The 18,151-nt window shown below is 44.6% G+C and carries 12 protein-coding genes; 5 read left to right on the forward strand and 7 right to left on the reverse strand.

Going from position 1 to position 18,151, the window contains the following annotated elements:
- The first annotated feature begins 15 nt into the window (after window positions 1-15).
- Window positions 16-1,560, forward strand: a complete 1,545-nt coding sequence (locus WJM94_RS17645; protein ID WP_444495506.1) for a hypothetical protein — start codon at window positions 16-18, stop codon at window positions 1,558-1,560.
- Window positions 1,561-1,606: 46 nt separating this feature from the next.
- On the opposite strand, the gene WJM94_RS17650 is transcribed toward WJM94_RS17645, so the two are convergent.
- Window positions 1,607-3,589: a hypothetical protein gene (locus WJM94_RS17650; RefSeq protein ID WP_444495507.1), complete on the reverse strand. Its 1,983-nt coding sequence runs from the start codon at window positions 3,587-3,589 to the stop codon at window positions 1,607-1,609.
- A gap of 948 nt (window positions 3,590-4,537) precedes the next feature.
- Between WJM94_RS17650 and ptsG the strand changes: the two genes are divergently transcribed.
- Both ptsG and WJM94_RS17660 read left to right on the forward strand, forming a co-directional pair.
- Window positions 4,538-5,932 (forward strand): PTS glucose transporter subunit IIBC, encoded by a 1,395-nt coding sequence (ptsG, locus tag WJM94_RS17655; protein WP_444495551.1) that lies wholly within the window; start codon window positions 4,538-4,540, stop codon window positions 5,930-5,932.
- Window positions 5,933-6,208: 276 nt separating this feature from the next.
- Entirely contained in the window at window positions 6,209-7,096 is an 888-nt protein-coding gene (locus WJM94_RS17660) for a LysR family transcriptional regulator (RefSeq protein ID WP_444495508.1), read from the forward strand.
- 64 nt (window positions 7,097-7,160) lie between these two features.
- Here the strand turns inward: WJM94_RS17660 and WJM94_RS17665 are convergent, their stop codons facing one another.
- On the reverse strand, window positions 7,161-9,065 hold the full coding sequence (locus WJM94_RS17665; protein WP_444495509.1) for a TRAP transporter permease: 1,905 nt from the start codon (window positions 9,063-9,065) through the stop codon (window positions 7,161-7,163).
- 13 nt (window positions 9,066-9,078) lie between these two features.
- Complete coding sequence (locus WJM94_RS17670) at window positions 9,079-10,020, reverse strand: TAXI family TRAP transporter solute-binding subunit (RefSeq protein ID WP_444495510.1); 942 nt, start codon at window positions 10,018-10,020, stop codon at window positions 9,079-9,081.
- Window positions 10,021-10,451: 431 nt separating this feature from the next.
- Here WJM94_RS17670 and glaH point away from each other — a divergent pair, with 431 nt between their 5' ends.
- Both glaH and lhgO read left to right on the forward strand, forming a co-directional pair.
- Window positions 10,452-11,408 (forward strand): glutarate dioxygenase GlaH, encoded by a 957-nt coding sequence (gene glaH, locus WJM94_RS17675; RefSeq protein ID WP_444495511.1) that lies wholly within the window; start codon window positions 10,452-10,454, stop codon window positions 11,406-11,408.
- A 96-nt stretch (window positions 11,409-11,504) separates the two neighbouring features.
- A complete protein-coding gene (lhgO, locus tag WJM94_RS17680) occupies window positions 11,505-12,740 on the forward strand; it encodes an L-2-hydroxyglutarate oxidase (protein ID WP_444495512.1) in 1,236 nt (411 codons plus the stop codon).
- A 263-nt stretch (window positions 12,741-13,003) separates the two neighbouring features.
- On the opposite strand, the gene hxpB is transcribed toward lhgO, so the two are convergent.
- The 4 genes from hxpB to dalD form a co-directional block, all read right to left on the reverse strand.
- Window positions 13,004-13,681 carry a hexitol phosphatase HxpB gene (gene hxpB / locus WJM94_RS17685; protein ID WP_444495513.1) on the reverse strand — a complete coding sequence of 226 codons (678 nt, stop codon included), beginning with the start codon at window positions 13,679-13,681 and terminating at the stop codon, window positions 13,004-13,006.
- 59 nt (window positions 13,682-13,740) lie between these two features.
- A complete protein-coding gene (locus WJM94_RS17690; RefSeq protein WP_444495514.1) occupies window positions 13,741-15,015 on the reverse strand; it encodes an MFS transporter in 1,275 nt (424 codons plus the stop codon).
- A 105-nt stretch (window positions 15,016-15,120) separates the two neighbouring features.
- A complete protein-coding gene (gene xylB, locus WJM94_RS17695) occupies window positions 15,121-16,581 on the reverse strand; it encodes a xylulokinase (protein ID WP_444495515.1) in 1,461 nt (486 codons plus the stop codon).
- 9 nt (window positions 16,582-16,590) lie between these two features.
- Window positions 16,591-17,958 (reverse strand): D-arabinitol 4-dehydrogenase, encoded by a 1,368-nt coding sequence (gene dalD / locus WJM94_RS17700; protein WP_444495516.1) that lies wholly within the window; start codon window positions 17,956-17,958, stop codon window positions 16,591-16,593.
- Window positions 17,959-18,151 lie beyond the last annotated feature (193 nt).

An 18,151-nucleotide genomic window follows, 5' to 3' on the forward strand; every position in this document is an offset into this window, starting at 1 on the left:
AAGGAAGCAGAGAGAATGGGTATAGTCAGTCCAGAATTGAAATCCGTTGACGGACTAGATGTCGTCGCCAATTTTTTCAGTAAAATGGAACAACTGAATGTCTTGTACTGTCACTGGAAAAGTAACGAACATTTGCGAGAAGGGTTACTGGGCATTACTGATCTCGACGTTTTAGTTGAGAAAGGTAAAACCCGGATCCTTCACAGAGCACTGTTTGACTCTGGATTTAAGCTTTTTAATGCGATGGCAACTCATGGATATCCAGCTGTAGAAGACTACCTAGCCGTTGATGCCTCTACAGGGAGAATGGTTCACTTACATCTTCACTACCAATTAATTTGTGGTGAACCACACCTGAAGGGATATCGTTTGCCTTGGGAGCATCAAATAATTTTAGGTCGTCGCTACGATGAAAAGGAAAAAGTCTATGTGGTAGAACCCCATATGGAAATGCTCCTCCTTATTGTTCGTTCCATAATGAAGTTCCGAACCAGAGACTGGGTGCTTGATAAATTCGGTAAATCCTATTTCCGCGGAGAAAGGCTAAAGGAATTTCTTTGGTTGAAGGAACAAATATCCTCTTCAGGCATGAATGAACTGACTGGATCCCTGTTAGGAGAAGCTGCTGCGACACAAATTGAAAGCATCATCTCCACAGACGCCCCTTCTCTTCGCCAGATCCTACACTTCCGTGAAAGTGCCAAACAGAGTATCAAACTTTTCAGAACATATTCTCCTTTACATGCAAGATGGCGTAGAACCGTGCGCGAGTTTTATTGGATATGTGGTGGCATTAACAAGAGGTACATTCATGCCCCTATCCCGCTGCGCCGAATCAGTGCTAGTGGTGGCTTGTTAATCGCGATAGTGGGGAGTGATGGCTCCGGTAAGTCAACACATGTAAAAGCCGTTCAAAAATGGTTGTCCTGGAAGATGGACGTCATTAGCCTCTATTTTGGCAGCGGAGATGGATCGAGTTCTTTGCTACGCTGGCCGTTAAAGCTAGTCGCTAAACTCTTACCGAAGTCCCACAAGAAAGAGATAAATTTAAATCACAGTGAGATTGATACTAAGCGGGAAGAAAACAATCCGTCAAAACCATCATCGTTTAAACTATTTGCCAAAGCTATCTGGGCGACAACTCTGAGTCTAGAGAAGCATCACAAGCTTCGCAAGGCAACGTTGGCCCGTAACCGAGGGATGGTTGTACTTTGTGACCGTTATCCGCAAAATCAAATTATGGGATTCAACGATGGTCCTCTGCTCAGCGAGTGGTTAAATCATCGGTGGAAGATACTTCGTGTTCTCGCCGAATGGGAGGGCAAGCCTTATCGTGAAGCAGAAACTTATCTTCCAGACGTTGTGATCAGGCTGAATGTGTCACCAGACGTTGCGGTGCAAAGAAAATCAGACATAAGTTATGGGCAGTGTAATAAGCGTATTAACGCTATAAACAGTCTCCAATACCCAGCACCTACACGAGTCGTAGATATTGACGCAAACCAACCAATCGAACAGATTTTACTTGAAATTAAACATGCAATCTGGCGTGAGTTTTGAGCTATGTTGCTTTCCGGTGTGGCCCCGGAAAAGCAAACATACTCAATTAAGGCTCAACAGTGGGTAAAGTCGTCGTAAAGGGGAATACAGCGTACTCGATCTCGTCGGAAGCCAAAGGGAAAGCACCCATTTCGCCGCCAAGTGAAGAACCAACTAACTCGCCATTAGGGGAGCAAAGGCTAGCACCTAGTTCATCAGTGCCTGTTACCTTACGACAAGTAACGGCTATTGATTTACCCACTCCCGGACTTTCACTCGTCAGAATAAAATCCGCAAAACCAAACACCTCGGAATCTGGTTCTAAGGCCCAATATTCCTGAGTCTTATCCACGATGTTCAGGATAAAATGACTAAACTTAGGATTACTACCACGCTTTGGTATATCACCGATACTGTTTTCCTCAGCACCATATCGAAGAGATAAGTCACCGACAGTAGATTTGCCATCTAGTAACGGCTCACTATCTTGTTCATTAACTTTCCAATATAAATTACCATCGATTATCTGATCTTTGCCTAAATCATAGGACTCTATGATTTCACCATTAATCATAACCACAATGTTATTAGCAAAAGTACTGCCATCCGGATATTTCGGAATGGGCACAATACCTTTGTGAGAGTTAAGCATTACCAACGTATTCTGATAGTAATGGGCATTTCGTGCGGCATAATCACTACCCGCTTGCTTAAACATCTTTCCATAACCGAACTGACTGCCTCCGTTCCATGAATTTATCCCCTCTTGGCGATTTACAGGGTGATCGCGTAATAATAGTACGACGTTTCGGTAAAAAAGTAATGGACCTGTCATGTGATCGGTATCCTGCCCTAGAGACACCGCAACTAAACAATTTAAGATAAAGTTATCGTGAATGACTATCTGGCCGATGTCATCCGTACCGCCATATTTAGCAACCCCTTCCAACTCAAAGGCATCATCGCCACAGTTTTCGATACGATTGTCGTGAACAAAGATCCTGTCTTCGCCATTACTTGTTGCGATCAAATCCTGGCCTGAACCTCGAATCAAGTTCCAAGAAATAAACCAGTTTTTTGTACCTCCTTTTAAATTAATTGACGTCCCTCTAGCACGTGTTGCCGGCGTGGGATCGTCTTTCATGTCACTCCAAAAAATCCAATAAGGATCATCACCCAAAATCTGTGAATGGGTCACCGTGATATGGTTGACATCATTATCCTTAGTTGAAATCGTCGTATTACCCATCCATGCGGTAATACCATCAAAGGTCACATCATGTGCACCGTCATCGAGCTCAATGGTATCTTTAGCCTGATTGATAGTTATATCCTTAAAAGTCAGATAACTCCCTTTGACCAACAGCGTATTGGACTCTTGAGACAAAATAATTTGAAAGTTTCTGGGATCACTATTCTCATATTCAAATACCTGTCCATAGCGAGCCTCTGCATCTCTCATCGCTTCTGTCTTTGAAAGGCGAATATGACATCTACCGTCTATTACCATAGTGCCGGGACCTACGTAAAACGCACTTCTTTTTCCTTTGTACTGATCCGTGGTCGCACGAAAATATTTTTCTTCTTCATAAGGAATAAGTTTAACTCTTTCATTGACATAACCGGGAATCCCTAAGATATATCCGTATATATCTTCACTATCGCATTTTTCAACTGAACGATATTCACCAAGCTTTTCATTCACCAACTCCCAGTCTTTATTGCCCAGTTCTCGGAACGCCTGATAACCCGAGTCAATAATCGCTCTCTCACCTTCAACAGAAGAAATTAAAATAGGCTCCTCTTGTGTACCACTGGCTTCAACTTCCACTGATTCATAGTATGTCCCACCGTATAAATAAAGAGTGTCGCCTGGTTTCAAATTCTTAACAGCATGATTAATAGTCTTATATGGGCTATCAGCCAAACCGGAACCTTCATCGTTCCCATATGGAGCAACGAAATACGTGTTTGCCCATGACGCTGGTATAACTGCCAATGCTGACGTAAAAACGCAACACATTAAATAAATAGATTTTTTTAAAGCCATAATTCAATGCCTAAGTACACGAAGAAAACAATGTTTCTTCAACAACTTTCAAGCCACTAATAAAGAGGTGGGTACGATCTTATTTAAGATAAATATTTACACTTATAGAATAGTCAACACTGCATAGAGCATCCACACTAGCTTTAAATAGATGCTCTATGTAAACCCGCACATTTGGCGGCCAACACCGCCCGAGATGTTCTCGTAAGTAGTTCGAAATGTTGATTTTGAGCCTTACTTTTCAGCAGACATCTGAATCCTTTCTTGGAACGATCTCATTACATTACTCAAAATTATAAGTAGTGATGAGGAAGCACACTAATCCGAAATGAATGATATCCAACTATTGAGTTAGTTGATTTAGGGCTGAAATAAAGAGCCAACTGATGTGGGCTTTATCTCAATGTCGTGTGTGGCCAGATGACCCACGTAGTTTTTCTTTCTCATGGCTTACTCCTGTGTTGAAGAAAAGTAAGACAGAGAAGGCAAACACATATTTTCAAGCCGAAATATTGGATACCCTATATTTTTATATGATCAAGATCGCTTTATTCAACGAACTTCAATCCACTTCCTCTCTATTAAAAAGATCATACGGACCTTATTTACAAGTTTAGTCGCCCCTAATATTGGATAATAAAAACAATAAGTTAATATAAATTGTGTCTCAATAAAAACAAAAAACACAGAAGATACATATTAATATTCTCGTTAATCACAGACTTTTTTCATAATGAATATTAACAATGAAAAAACAACCTGAAACCGGTCACAAATATTTACCTAAAAAATAAAACATCCATCTAATGTGAGCTCACGCAAATATTTCTTTATTTCACTCCATAAAATTAAACCAAGCAAAGGAGAGCGGATTTACCAAACTCTAATAAAACTTTAATTAAAAATCGCTTTAATCTTCAGACTTTAATTCAATATAAAACAAGAGGTATAAAAATGAATATTTTCGGCACTATGCAGAAAATGGGTAAATCCCTAATGCTGCCAGTTGCGTGTATGCCTGCAGCGGGGATTTTACTTGGTATCGGTGGTAACTCGGAGGTTGCTAAATTCTTACCAGACATTGTTGCACAAGTCATGACCGAAGCAGGTCTTGGCGTGTTTGCCAACATGGCGCTTTTGTTTGCTATCGGCGTTGCTCTGGGCTTCACAAAAAATGATGGTGTAGCTGCACTGGCCGCAACACTCGGCTATCTGACGATGACACGCGTACTTGGCGTAGTGGCAGAAGGCACAAACGTTGGGGTATTTGGTGGTGTAATAATGGGGTTAGTGGCCGCTCATTTATTCAATAAATATCACAATATCAAGCTACCTACTTACCTAGGCTTCTTTGGCGGTAAACGTTTTGTACCTATCGTAACATCACTGGCTGCCTGCTTTGTTGCCGGTATCCTTGCGATTATCTGGCAACCGATTGGCGCTGGTATCGCTGCATTCTCTCACTGGGCCGCTTACCAATCTCCTGAGCTGGCTTTCGGTATCTACGGCTTTGTTGAGCGTTCACTTATTCCATTCGGTCTACACCACATCTGGAACGCACCGTTCTTCTACGAAGTTGGCTCATTCACTACCGCTGCAGGCGAAGTAGTCACCGGTGAAATTCCACGTTACCTAGCGGGCGACCCAACTGCGGGCAACCTAGCTGGGGGTTACATGTTCAAGATGTTTGGTCTTCCTGCTGCGTGTCTAGCTATGTATGTTACAGCTAAGCCAGAAAATAAAGTGAAAGTTGCTTCTATCCTTGGTTCAGCAGCACTGACTTCATTCCTGACAGGTATCACTGAGCCAATCGAATTTGCCTTCTTATTCGTTGCTCCAATCTTATACGTTGTTCATGCTCTTATTGCGGCAACAGCATTCCCAGTGATGATTATGCTGGGCATCAAGCACGGTACAACATTTAGCCACGGCCTGTTCGATTTCACTTTACTGTATGGCAATTCTTCAAACGGTTGGTTGCTGATTGTTATGGGTCTTGTTTATGCGGCGATTTACTTTGTTGTGTTTACTGCTCTTATCAAAGCACTGAACCTAAAAACTGTCGGTCGTGAAGAAGAAGAGATGAGCGAGACGGCAGCAATGGAAACTTCTGAGCAAGCGAAACTAGTACTAGAAGCTTTCGGTGGAAAAGAAAATATTGACGCTATCGACGCATGTATTACACGCCTGCGTATGACGGTAAAAGATGAGTCGAAAGTGGATCAAGAACGCTTGAAAAAGCTCGGTGCAACAGCAGTTGTCCGTCCGTCTGAAAACAATTTACAAGCCATCTTTGGCACTCACTCTGAGATTCTGAAAGGGGAAATAGAGCCTCTTCTATAACACCCCAATAAACAACTACTGGATGCTCCTGTAGAAGTTTAACCCCACTCTTCGGAGTGGGGGTTTTCGTTTGATACGGTAAATAAATTACCCGCGTTACCTTCCCTGCCCATTCTTTAATTTCGGTCGCTGCTTTAAAGTTCTGAGCAAGCCAACCGTGATCCTAATCTTGTTTTAGTGTTATAACTTTTGAACAATAAACAATCGCGATTGAAACCTAGGTTATAATCGTCGAATTGAATATAAGTCACTCTGCTTACCACGAAAATTTAAAACATGGACATCAAGCGCCTTCAGTACTTTGTAGCCTTGGCTAAAAATGGCAACTTTACCAAAACGGCCGACCAACTGGATATTGCCCAATCAGCACTCAGTGTTAGCATGCAGAAACTAGAGAAAGAAATTGGTCTCAAGCTCATAAATCGAAGCAGCAGACAGATTCAACTCACTTCTGATGGTATGAGGTTCCTGTTCCATGCTCGGAGAATTTTGGAAGATGTCGAACTCGCTCAGATTGAAATGGATGAACTAAAAGGGCTCGAACGCGGGAAAATCGATTTTGGTGTTTCTGCGATGCTTGGGTCTTATTTTTTCCCTGAAGCACTGTCAGCCTTTAACCAAGCCTATCCCAACATTCGCATTCATATTCAGGAACACGGCACGGCGACACTGGAAAAAATGCTACTAGAAGGTGCTTTAGACTTGGCATTTGTCCGTACAGATAAACCCATAGATCAACTCAGATATGTATCGTTATGTCCTGAAGAGATCGTCGCCTGCGTTAACGAGAGTCACCCTTTTGCCCAATTATCGAGCGTGACTCTTGAACATTTCTGCGAGCAGCCTCTTATCCTGTTTCGGGAAGGATATTTACTGCGTGAAGCCGTCAGCCGTTATTGCCGAAAGTACAACTTAAAACCAGATATACGCTTTGAGACCAACCTGATAGAACTAGTGAAAGCCTTAGTGAAGAAAGAAGCTGGTATCAGCACATGCCTGAGGCGAATAGTGCAAGAAAATGATCCACTGGTTTGCGTACCGTTTGATCCAGCGCTTAAAGTCGAATTTGGAATTGGCTGGAAAAGCAGCCACTACCTGTCCAATGCATCTCGTGCATTTTTGAAATTTATGGAAGAGTGGTATCAACCGAAACACGTCAAATAACGTATTAGAAAAATGCCCTCTGTCGTTTTGGAACGGCTGAGGGCTATGCAGTACGGATGTGTCGCTAATCCGCACGAGCCTGTAATGGGTTATGCTCTTTCATGTGATTCAGCACTGTGACGATAAAGATACCGACTGTTGCCGCCATGTTGATCACTTCACTGTCTCCAAATGCCAACACCAACGCACCGATGAACAGTATACCTCTTGCTAACGCAGATAAAGGGTTAAACAATCTACCTTCAATACTGCCGGCAAAAGCAACGATCAACGCAAATGTGTAGATCACCGATAAGGTAAACGGGAGCACAGAGAATTCCTTAAACCAGATAAGATCGCCGTGTGCCATCATAATTGGAATTAAGAAGAACCCTTGCGCCAACTTCATCGCCTGAATCGCAGATTTCATTGGCGACGCATTCGCGATCCCCGCTCCGGCAAAAGCTGCCAGTGCTATCGGCGGAGTGATATTAGAGGTCTGCGACAACCAAAAAACGATCATGTGCGCCGCAAGCAGGCTGACGCCTAAATCGGTCAGAGCTGGTACAGCCATTACCGACAACACGATATACGCTGCGGTAACAGGCAACCCCATCCCCAGAACCAAAGCCGCCAACGCCACCAGCCCCAGAACAGACCATAGCTGGCCACCGGACATTGCGAGCAGGAATTGAGTGAACTGCAGACCAATCCCTGTTTGTCCAATGACGCCAACGATAATACCAGCACAAGCACAAGCCACAGAGATAGGCAGAGCCATCAGTGCGCCTTCTTTCATTCCCTGCAAGATCAGGCTCAATGATACCCGTGTCGACTTGCGCACCATCGCGGCAGCGAGAATTGCACCACACCCGGCAATTCCGACAAGCACAGGAGAATAACTCAACATCAATAAAACCGTAATGAATACTAATGGAGCTAAGAAGTGCCAGCCTCGAACCAGAACGATTTTTATGTTTTCTATCTGAGCCATACCCTGCAGGCCAAGCTTACACGCCATCAAATGGATATAAAGTAACGTTGAAAGAAAGTAGAGAATGGCGGGAACAATGGATACCAAAAGTATTTCTGAGTAAGCGATACCTGTAAACTGTGCCATCACAAAGGCTCCAGCCCCCATCACTGGAGGCATGATTTGCCCGCCCGTTGACGCTGCAGCTTCTATACCTGCCGCCTGCTCTGGTCGGTAACCCAGCTTTTTCATCATCGGAATGGTCAACGAACCCGTTGTGACCGTATTCGCAATAGCTGAGCCAGAAATTGATCCTAGTGCAGCAGAAGCAATCACGCTGGCTTTTGCAGGACCACCTCGATATTTTCCGGCCAGAGCGAATGCACAATCGATAAAAAACTGGCCGGCTCCGGTGACCTGAAGAAAGGCTCCAAATAACACGAAGGTAAACACCACTCCAGCAGCAATCCCTAACGGTGCTCCATAGACTCCGTTAGTAGAGAAAATATGAAAACGAATCATCTCTTCGACAGAAAAGCTTTTACTCGCTATGGCATCTGGTAAGTGAGAACCAAACATGGCATAGAGAATAAATACAATCGCCAGCCAAGACATCACCGCGCCGACAGTACGTCGTGTCGCCTCAAGCAACATTGCAATTACAACTATCCCTGCAAATGTGTCAGTGAGCTGAAGGCCGTCCATCAGAAAGCTCATATCATCATAGTCAAACACGCTAATGCGCCAGGTTGCCCAGATAGTGAGTACCATACAGCACAGATCTGCCATCCTCCCAAGCAGGTATACAAACGTTGTTTTGCTCAGAGAGAATGTTGGTTTAACCAAGAATACCAATACCAGCACCCAGCTAATGTGGATGGGACGAAAAGTGGGCGCAGCTAACGACGCAGTAATGCCTTGCCAAATCTGAAATGCAGATAACAACACAGCAAAAACGGCAGCGACGGCAATCAAACGCTCAGTAACCAAAAGGTTCCAGTTTCTATTGTCTTTCATTCACTGACCTGCCCTACTGTGCTTGCTTACTCAGCTGCTCTTGAAAATATTTTTTGGCCCCCGGATGCAGAGACACAGAACTTAGCTGATCCATATTTTCAACCGTAGTGAATTTTGCAACACTGAGTGCATTTTGTAATACCGAAGTATTTTCAAAAATTAAGCGGGTCATATTGTAAGCCAGTTCTTCATCAAGTCTTTGATTAACCACCAATACATTCCAGACAGCTGGTGCGGTAAAACTTTCTACGCCGTTATATATGCCTTGTTCAACTTTTACTGATTGGTATGCAGGAAGCGCATTCACAATAGATGTCATGTCTTCTGCGGAGAAGTCGAGCACTCTGATATCTCGAGTCAAAGCCAGTTCTGTGATCGCGCCAAGTCCAGTACCACCAACAAAAACACCGGCATCAATCTGACCATTAGCAAGAGCTTCTGCGGTTGCGGAAAAGTTTAGTGACTGAACATTCATACTTTCTTCATCAAGATCCAATGCAGAAAGAATGCTTTTGGCGCTGACTCTGGTACCTGACCCCGGAGCACCCAGAGACACTGTTTTCCCTTTTAAATCTTTCAGTGAATAAATATCGGAATCCGCACGAACAACAAACTGTACAACATTTGGATACAGTGCCGTCAGTACTGCAACATCAAGCGGACGAGAGAATGGTTTGCTACCTTCGTTAGCCTGAATAACTACGTCACCCATCGCGAGGCCCACCAGCTGCTTATCCTGAACCACTTTGATGGTGTTCTCTACAGAAGCCGCTGTAACTTCAACCCGCATATTAAAATCAGGCAAGTTCTCACTCCAGATTTTTGCCAGAACGCCACCATAAGGGTAATAAGTTCCGCTCTGGCTCCCTGTGCCTATCGTGTAATTTTCTGCCTGGGATCCACCCACTACGCCTAACATGGAAAGTAACAGCAGCGTTTTAATTGTTTTTTTCATAATGTCCTCACGTTATTGATCTGTATAAACACTCCATGTCGGCTTTTACACACCATTAACAATACTGACAAACCCGAATCCTAGCTTTTGAGATATTAATGAATAAAAGTTGCTGCAAAAAAGATGAAAAATGGCATTTTTCATTCACTCAAGTGATTGAATAAATCTCTTTTATTAATAAAAACGAATGAAAACCACTTTTTAATCCATCTACCCATCCAAACTATCTATTTTTTAGATTGAAAGTATATTTTCTATATATTGAACATATCGAACCAACGCTGTTAACCTTTTTGCAACAGACAATAACCAAGGATCAACGGGGTGTGCCCAAATAGCCCGCTCAACACATAGTGATAGGCAAGCAATGTCTAGCACAAAAAATCAAAGGCTAAACAGGAATACCTCTTTCTGAAATTAAAGGAATCACTATGACATTAAGTATCAAAGACAGCGTAAACTCGGAACTTCAAGGAATCACCATTAACCCACATCCGGCTAATAGCCGCTTGCAGGTCGTTACTCTTGGAAAAGACTTATTGGAAAGGTTTAATGATTTGACTTGTGAGTGGGATCTTCAAGCCATTGAGTACAAGCCATTTCTTCGCTTTGCCGTAGCAGAAGCCCTCGATAAAGCATCCGATTATCAACTCGGTAAGCTGTTAGTACAGATTATGGACGACCGTACTCATGGCGCATTTCTTCTCGAAGCATGTAAAGAAGTACAAGCAGAATATGAAGACACAGAGATCCAACGTCGTTACTTTGTCAAACTTTCTACTGCTATTTCGCACATGATTGGATTGCCAAACTTTGATGCTATGTACGGTAAATATTATGCGCGTTTTACTGTGCGTAACGTTGACGACAGTGACAGCTACCTACGTCAGGCTCACCGCCGTATGGAATTGCATAACGACGGTACCTACGTCGACGAGCGCACAGATTTTGTATTGATGATGAAAATGGAAGAAAGCAATATGCAAGGCGGAGATTCGCTGTTACTGCATCTCGATGACTGGCAGGACTTAGACAAATTCTATAATCATCCAATGGCAAAGCAGAATATCACTTGGGGAGCGCCACCAAGTAAAAACACCGGGTACGATATTGAGCACCCAGTGTTTTTTGAAGAAGATGATGACGGTAAACCACACTTCCTGTTTATTGACCAATTTGCTAAACCTAAAAATCGACGTGAAGGTTTGTATCTGTATGAAATTGGTGAATCTCTTGAACATGATCCAAGCTGTTTCAATGTTCGCGTTAATGTTGGATCAATGCTGGTCATCCACAACCATCGCTGGCTACATGGACGAGATAAATTTGTGCCACATCCAGATCTAAGCCGTGAATTGCTACGTCAAAGAGGCTCATTCTCTCGCTAAATTTTACTGAGCCCAGGCTCTACCTAAGTTACCAACCAACATAACAATAATTAGCCCGTGCGCTCTAACACGGGCAATACTATTTGGAGATTTTTAATGGAAAAACCATACGACTACGTGATTCTAGGGGGCGGTATTGTCGGAATATCAACAGCATGGCAGCTTAAACAGCGCAACCCCAACGCACGCATTCTTGTGTTGGAAAAAGAATCAGCAGTATCCATGCATCAGACAGGACATAACAGTGGTGTTATTCATGCGGGAGTTTACTACCAGCCAGGCAGCCTGAAAGCCCAATTCTGTCGAGAAGGTGTTGAAAAGACAATTAATTTTTGTGAAAAGCATGATATTCCATACGAGCAATGCGGCAAACTATTGGTTTCCACAAACCAAGTAGAATATCAGCGAATGCAAGCACTGTATGAGCGCTGCGCCCAAAACGGAATTGAAGCTGAGTTGCTTGATGAAGCGGAACTTCGAAAGCGCGAGCCAAATATTACAGGAAACGGCGCTATTTACGTCAAATCTACGGCTATAGTTAACTATCGTCTGGTCACTAAGAAAATGGCGGAAGAGTTTGAAGCTTGTGGGGGTGAACTGAAACTGGGTACGGAAGTTCAGGATATTGAAGAAACCACAGAGAATATTATTCTGCACTGTCGAAATAACAATACTTCCCATACCTACCACACCCGATTCCTAATCAGTTGTGCTGGACTGATGGCAGATCGTATAACCCGAATGCTCAATATTGACACTGATTTTCAAATAGTCCCTTATCGCGGGGAGTACTATCGCTTGCCAGCCAAATACAACCAGATAGTAAATCACCTAATATATCCAATTCCAGACCCCGACTTGCCGTTTCTTGGAGTGCATCTGACTCGAATGATTGATGGCAGTGTCACTGTAGGACCGAATGCAGTCCAAGGCTGGAAACGTGAAGGGTACGGGAAATTCAACGTATCCCTGCGTGATATTAGTGACATGCTTACTTTCTCTGGATTCTGGAAAGTCACGCGCAAGCACCTAAAAACCGGACTGTCTGAAACCTGGAATTCTTGGTGGAAACCAGGCTATCTTAAAATGGTCCAAAAATATTGCCCTATGCTCAAAGTCAGCGATCTCCAGCCTTATCCCGCTGGCATCCGTGCTCAGGCGGTCCTCAAAGATGGTTCTTTAGTACACGACTTCCTATTTGCGGAGAGTCCACGCTCACTACATGTTTGTAATGCTCCGTCGCCAGCCGCTACTTCAGCCATTCCAATAGGCAACTACATTTGCGATATAGTAGCTGAAAAAACAGAAGCAATACTTTCTGATGCTGCCTAATAGAACTGTTACCCGTTCTCTGAGAAAGTTAGAGAACGGGGAGATTTTCTATAGCTAGTAACAATTAGAGCTTTGCCAGCAGTTTGTTTAATTCAATATTCAACATCACTTTTGAGTTCTCGTAATCGTCCCTTCTAGTCCACAACTATTCATAGAGAAAAAGCAGCCTGCTTCCATGTTGGCAACGAATTCATGCCTATTCAGATAATTTTAGGATAAGAAAACACAGATTAACGGGATGTAGTACTGAGCACTTACTGTCATTAGGGAAAAACGGAAAGATGTGATTTAGACGCAAACTTGGCATGGTTTTGCATCACGGATTCTAAATTCGCATAACGCCCATCTGCGATAGAAAATTTGTGTTGTTCAAAATATGGAGAAACCAAATAAGTCGTCATGTTCGCTCTTTTGGCAGCAGTCAGACCTGTAAAACTGTCTTCAATCACTAAACATTCAGTGACAGCAAATTGTAGTTTGTGGGCCGCGGTTAAGTAGACATCTGGATGGGGTTTGCCATACTCTTCATCTTCTGCGCTACAGACAACACTGAATTTATCCCACAACTGTAGGCGTTCGAAGACCGCTTTAATCACGACATGGTTAGAAGATGTGGCCAGTGCAATCTTTAATCCTTGGTTGGCAAAATAGTCTAAAGCCTCGTAAACGCCGAGCATCGCCTCGCCAGAGGTGGAAATACGATGACACAACTTAGTCAGAATCATAGTTTCCAGCTCTTGCGCTGGAACGGACAGCGAAAACGCCTTACACCAAGTACGCGCTATTTCATCAACACGCTTCCCCATTGTCATCTGTTCGCAGTCGTCACGGGTGATTAAAACACCAAAACTGTGGAGTGATTCGATCTGCGCCTCTTGCCACAGAGGCTCAGAATCAATGAGTACACCATCCATATCAAAAATAACCGCTTTTAAATTCATGCTTACCTCAAAATTAAAAAAGGTATGGCAACCAAAAACATTGCCATACCCTAAGTCTTTTAAACGACAGACACTTTATCTGATTCAACAAATGTCGTTTCGAATCCAGGTTGCTCGACATTAATCAAATAGGTAAAGAAAAACGCCAGCACGTACAGCGTAGTATAGGCAATGACCACACCTATTGTGCTGAAGTACGGTAGCAATACCACCGCGATGGCTGGCGCAAGGAAGTTAGACAACCCGGCAGATAAGTTATAAACCGAAATCGCCGCGCCTTTGTGGTTTGGTTCCAGTGCTGGAAACACTGCCGCCATTGGTACAAAGGCTGCTACAAAGATCCCCAGAGAAATGGCCGGGATCAACGCCATGTAAAAGTTATTACCGAAATGCTGAGGAATGTAATAGAACGCAAGACTCGAGAGTGCCATTCCCACACAGCCAAACCAACGCACCACTTTCATCCAGCCCAGCTTTTCACCCATGATGCCCCAGAAAACGTTAGAAAAAATGGTGGTGAAGAAGAACACTGCCCACACTTGAAGCCAGTCGGATGTGGTAAAGCCTAGATCATCGACAAACATCATCGGCATGATGACCGCAAAACCGAAAAGCGACAGCGTGTTGATGATGCGTACAAAGCTAGAGTAAAGCACGTTTTTGTTCGTGTAGAGAAGCGTCACTGCTCGGCTTAGTTCGGTCAGTTTCTGCTTGTTAGTCAGGTTATGCATGTGAGTCGGCGTTTTGACATTACGCAGAGCAATCATCGCTATTAGACCGCCCGCCACACAAAATGCCAGCGATAACCACAAGGTACCAAACTCACCGATCCAAGGAATGGTAAAGCTAGGAATGTAACTGCCAGCAACACCAATACCGATGGAATATACGGTCCAAAACCAGCCAAGTGCCGAGCTTACGCCATCACTACGAACGTTGTGTACAATCACCACGATAAATGAGTAGAGGAACAGTGGATAAGCAAAGCCACGAATACCGTAAAACAGCAAAATGAGTCCATAGTTTGACTGGCTCAACCCAAGCGTTAAGAACAGTACGTGGAAAACACACCAGAGTAGAAAACCAATTCTCATCGTTTTCTGCGGTGTAATGATTTCCGCTACGACACCTGATACCCAGGCGGCCAACGCCGCAGCCAGACCGTAAAGTGTAAATGCAAAGGACGACTGAGCCGGAGTAAAGCCAAGCTCGGTAATGTAGTGCGACAGAAATGCCAGTTCAAAGCCATCACCAGTCATAAAGATAGCGATAGCGATATATCCCCATATCAGATTTAGCGGCAATCCAAGCCACTGTTTGCTTACATTTTCCATATATTCCTCGTTTCGTAGGGTAAAGGAATCCCACGCCCCCTTTTCGGGGACGTAGTCCATTTTTAGTCTTGATTATCTTTCTAAGGTGGCTCTTAACGGCCTGTGTTATGAGCGCAGGGCCAAGTCGTTTTGGTAAAGGGCACGAAAACGTGAATATCGCTCGGACAGCCCTGATTCACGATCGACATTAGGTTGATAAACGCGGTGAATTTCAGGCTTTTTACAAACTTCATCCACCAGTTTTCCTGATGCTAAGCAAGCAAGTCGAGCCGCACCCAACGCGCCTCCGGTTTCACCGCCTTTGTGAGTAATAATTGGCAAGCGAAGAATATCGGCTAGCAACTGAGCCCAGAACGGACTGCGGGCACCACCACCCACCAATGAACACTGTTCGATGTGCGTACCACTTTCCTGCAGCACACGCAGACCATCAGCAATGCCAAAGCTCACCCCTTCGATAACCGCATAACCAAGCAAGGCTCGGTTGGTGGAATGGGTCATGCTGTGGAACATACCAGTGGCTTCCGGATCGTTATGTGGCGTGCGCTCGCCAGATAGATACGGCAAGAAAAGCGGCGCTTTAACTTTATCTTCTTCACTTAGCTGTTCAATCTCTGCCAACAGCTCCACTTCCGTTGCGCCTACTATGCGGCAGAACCATTGAAGACAACTTGCGGCACTGAGCATCACACTCATCTGATGCCATCGCTTCGGCAAAACATGGCAGAACGCGTGTACTGCAGACTCAGGTGCAGGACGATACTTCTCGTTGACGACAAACAGAACACCGGAAGTGCCAAGGGAAATGAACGCATCACCCGGACTCACTGCGCCAACACCGATTGCACTTACAGCATTATCGCCGCCGCCACCAGCGACGATTACAGATGGACTTAGTCCCCATTTGTGGGCCATCTCAGCTGACAGCGAAGCCGATACCTCACAGCCCTCGACCAGTTCTGGCATTTGCTCCCGGGTTAACTGACATTTATCCAGCAGAGAGTCTGACCAATCGCGTTTAGCCACATCCAACCACAAAGTACCTGCGGAATCCGACATGTCGGAGACCTTTCGTCCGGTCATTTTGAAACGCAGATAATCTTTGGGCAGCAACACTGTGCTAATACGGGCGAAATTTTCCGGTTCATGCTTACGAACCCAAATTAACTTGGGAGCCGTAAATCCCGGCATCGCTAGGTTCCCCGCGATTTCATGCAGCTCAGGTGCTGCCGCTTCAAGTTCAGTGCATTCTTCGTGACAGCGTGTATCATTCCACAAAATAGCAGGACGAATCACATCATCGGCCTCATCCAGCAGCACTGCGCCGTGCATTTGTCCAGATAAACCAATCGCTTTAATTGCGCCCCAGTGCTCAGTGCACTTCTCACGAAGAGCCCCAATCAAATAGTTAGTTGCTTCCCACCACTCCTGCGGCGCCTGTTCCGACCAATGAAGATGCGGACGTTGAATCGTCAGTGGCGCGCTGTGTGAAGCGACCGTTTCACCATGTTCGTCAATCACCAGCGCTTTCACTTCTGAGGTGCCAAGATCTATACCTAGATACATGCCCACTCCTTATTGAATCATTGAGTAAGCCGCTGCAATTTTTTCTCGCAGCAGTGTTTCAAAATCCGCACGACCAGCCAGTTCACCGAATAAGGCGACATCGTGCGCGTAGACAGCGATTGGGTCTTCAGAATCAAACATGCTATGCACTGCATTTTCATCAAGGATGCCATCCTGATACTCATAAGGCAGTAAACCTTTGTGCCACTGATGCATATACACAAAGAACAGCGCTGGCAGCATTGCAGTCGCATCTGGCGTTACATCACGCTGATAACATTCAATCATCGTCGGCGTAATCATGGCCGGAATTTTGGAAAATCCATCCGCCGCCACACGCTGGTTGGTGTCTTTAATGTAAGGGTTAGTGAAACGCTCTAAGACCACCTCAAGATAAGTCGGCAGATCGATGCCATTGTCACCAAGGCAAGGAATCACATCCTGACTCACGTAATCGTGGGCAATCTTGTAGATATAATCCGTCAAAGTACTTTCGTGAATGAATGACTGACCAACCAATGTTCCGGCCCAGGCTATACAGCTATGCGAAGCATTCAAGATGCGGATTTTCGCCTCTTCGTAAGGAATGACCGACTCCACCATTTCCACGCCCACTTTTTCCAGTGCAGGTCGAACGTCTTTGAAACCGTCTTCAATTACCCATTGAATAAAGGTCTCTCCCATCACCGGTGCATTGTCTTCAATGCCGGTTTGCACTTTAATACGAGCAGGAAGATCGGCGGCTGGACGAGGTGTAATGCGATCCACCATGGTGTTCGGGCTGGTCGTGTTTTCCTTCACCCACTGCAACACGTCAGCCTTACCAGTCAGAGTGAGGAACTCCATCAGACCATCTCGGAATCGCTCACCATTGTGACGCACGTTGTCACAGTTCAGTAGTGTCACTGGTCCAGCATTTTCCGCCATACGGCGCTCAAGAATTTTCGTCACCGTACCGTAAATCGTTTGATGGTTACCTTGTAGATCAGCGCTTAGCACGGCGTTATCCACATCCAGAGTGTGATCGGTTTTCAAATAGTAGCCACCTTCTGTAACGGTAAAGGCGATCACTTTTGTCTGTGCTTTCGCACCTTCGTTAATCAGCGGTGCTAAATCTTGCTGCCAAGGAAGTACCGTCTGAATGGATTTGATTACCTCATATTCACGTTTACCGGCAGGGCTCACTGTCTCCAGTACATATTCGCCATTTTGTGCACGCAGAGTTTCAACCGTTACTTCGGCATCGTTACGGATGTTACCCGCTGCGATGTGCCAGGTTTGATCACCCGATTCAAGCAATTTGTGTAGGTACCAGGCTTGATGTGCGCGGTGAAATGAACCCAAACCGATGTGAAGCCACGTATATTGATTTTTCATGATATTTCCTCGTTCTTGTTTGATGGCTCCACTCTAATCGATCAAAACACCAATTAAAGAGCCATAGATCACAAATGAATAAAAGTTCTGTAAATGATCTTTTGTTCATTTTAGGGTAATTGATTGGTATTGCACTCAAGAAGAGTTAGAGAGAAGATAGGCGTTCGAGATGCGATGGTGCGCTAAACGATAC

Source organism: Vibrio sp. YIC-376, assembly GCF_052353105.1.
Classification (GTDB): Bacteria; Pseudomonadota; Gammaproteobacteria; order Enterobacterales; family Vibrionaceae; genus Vibrio.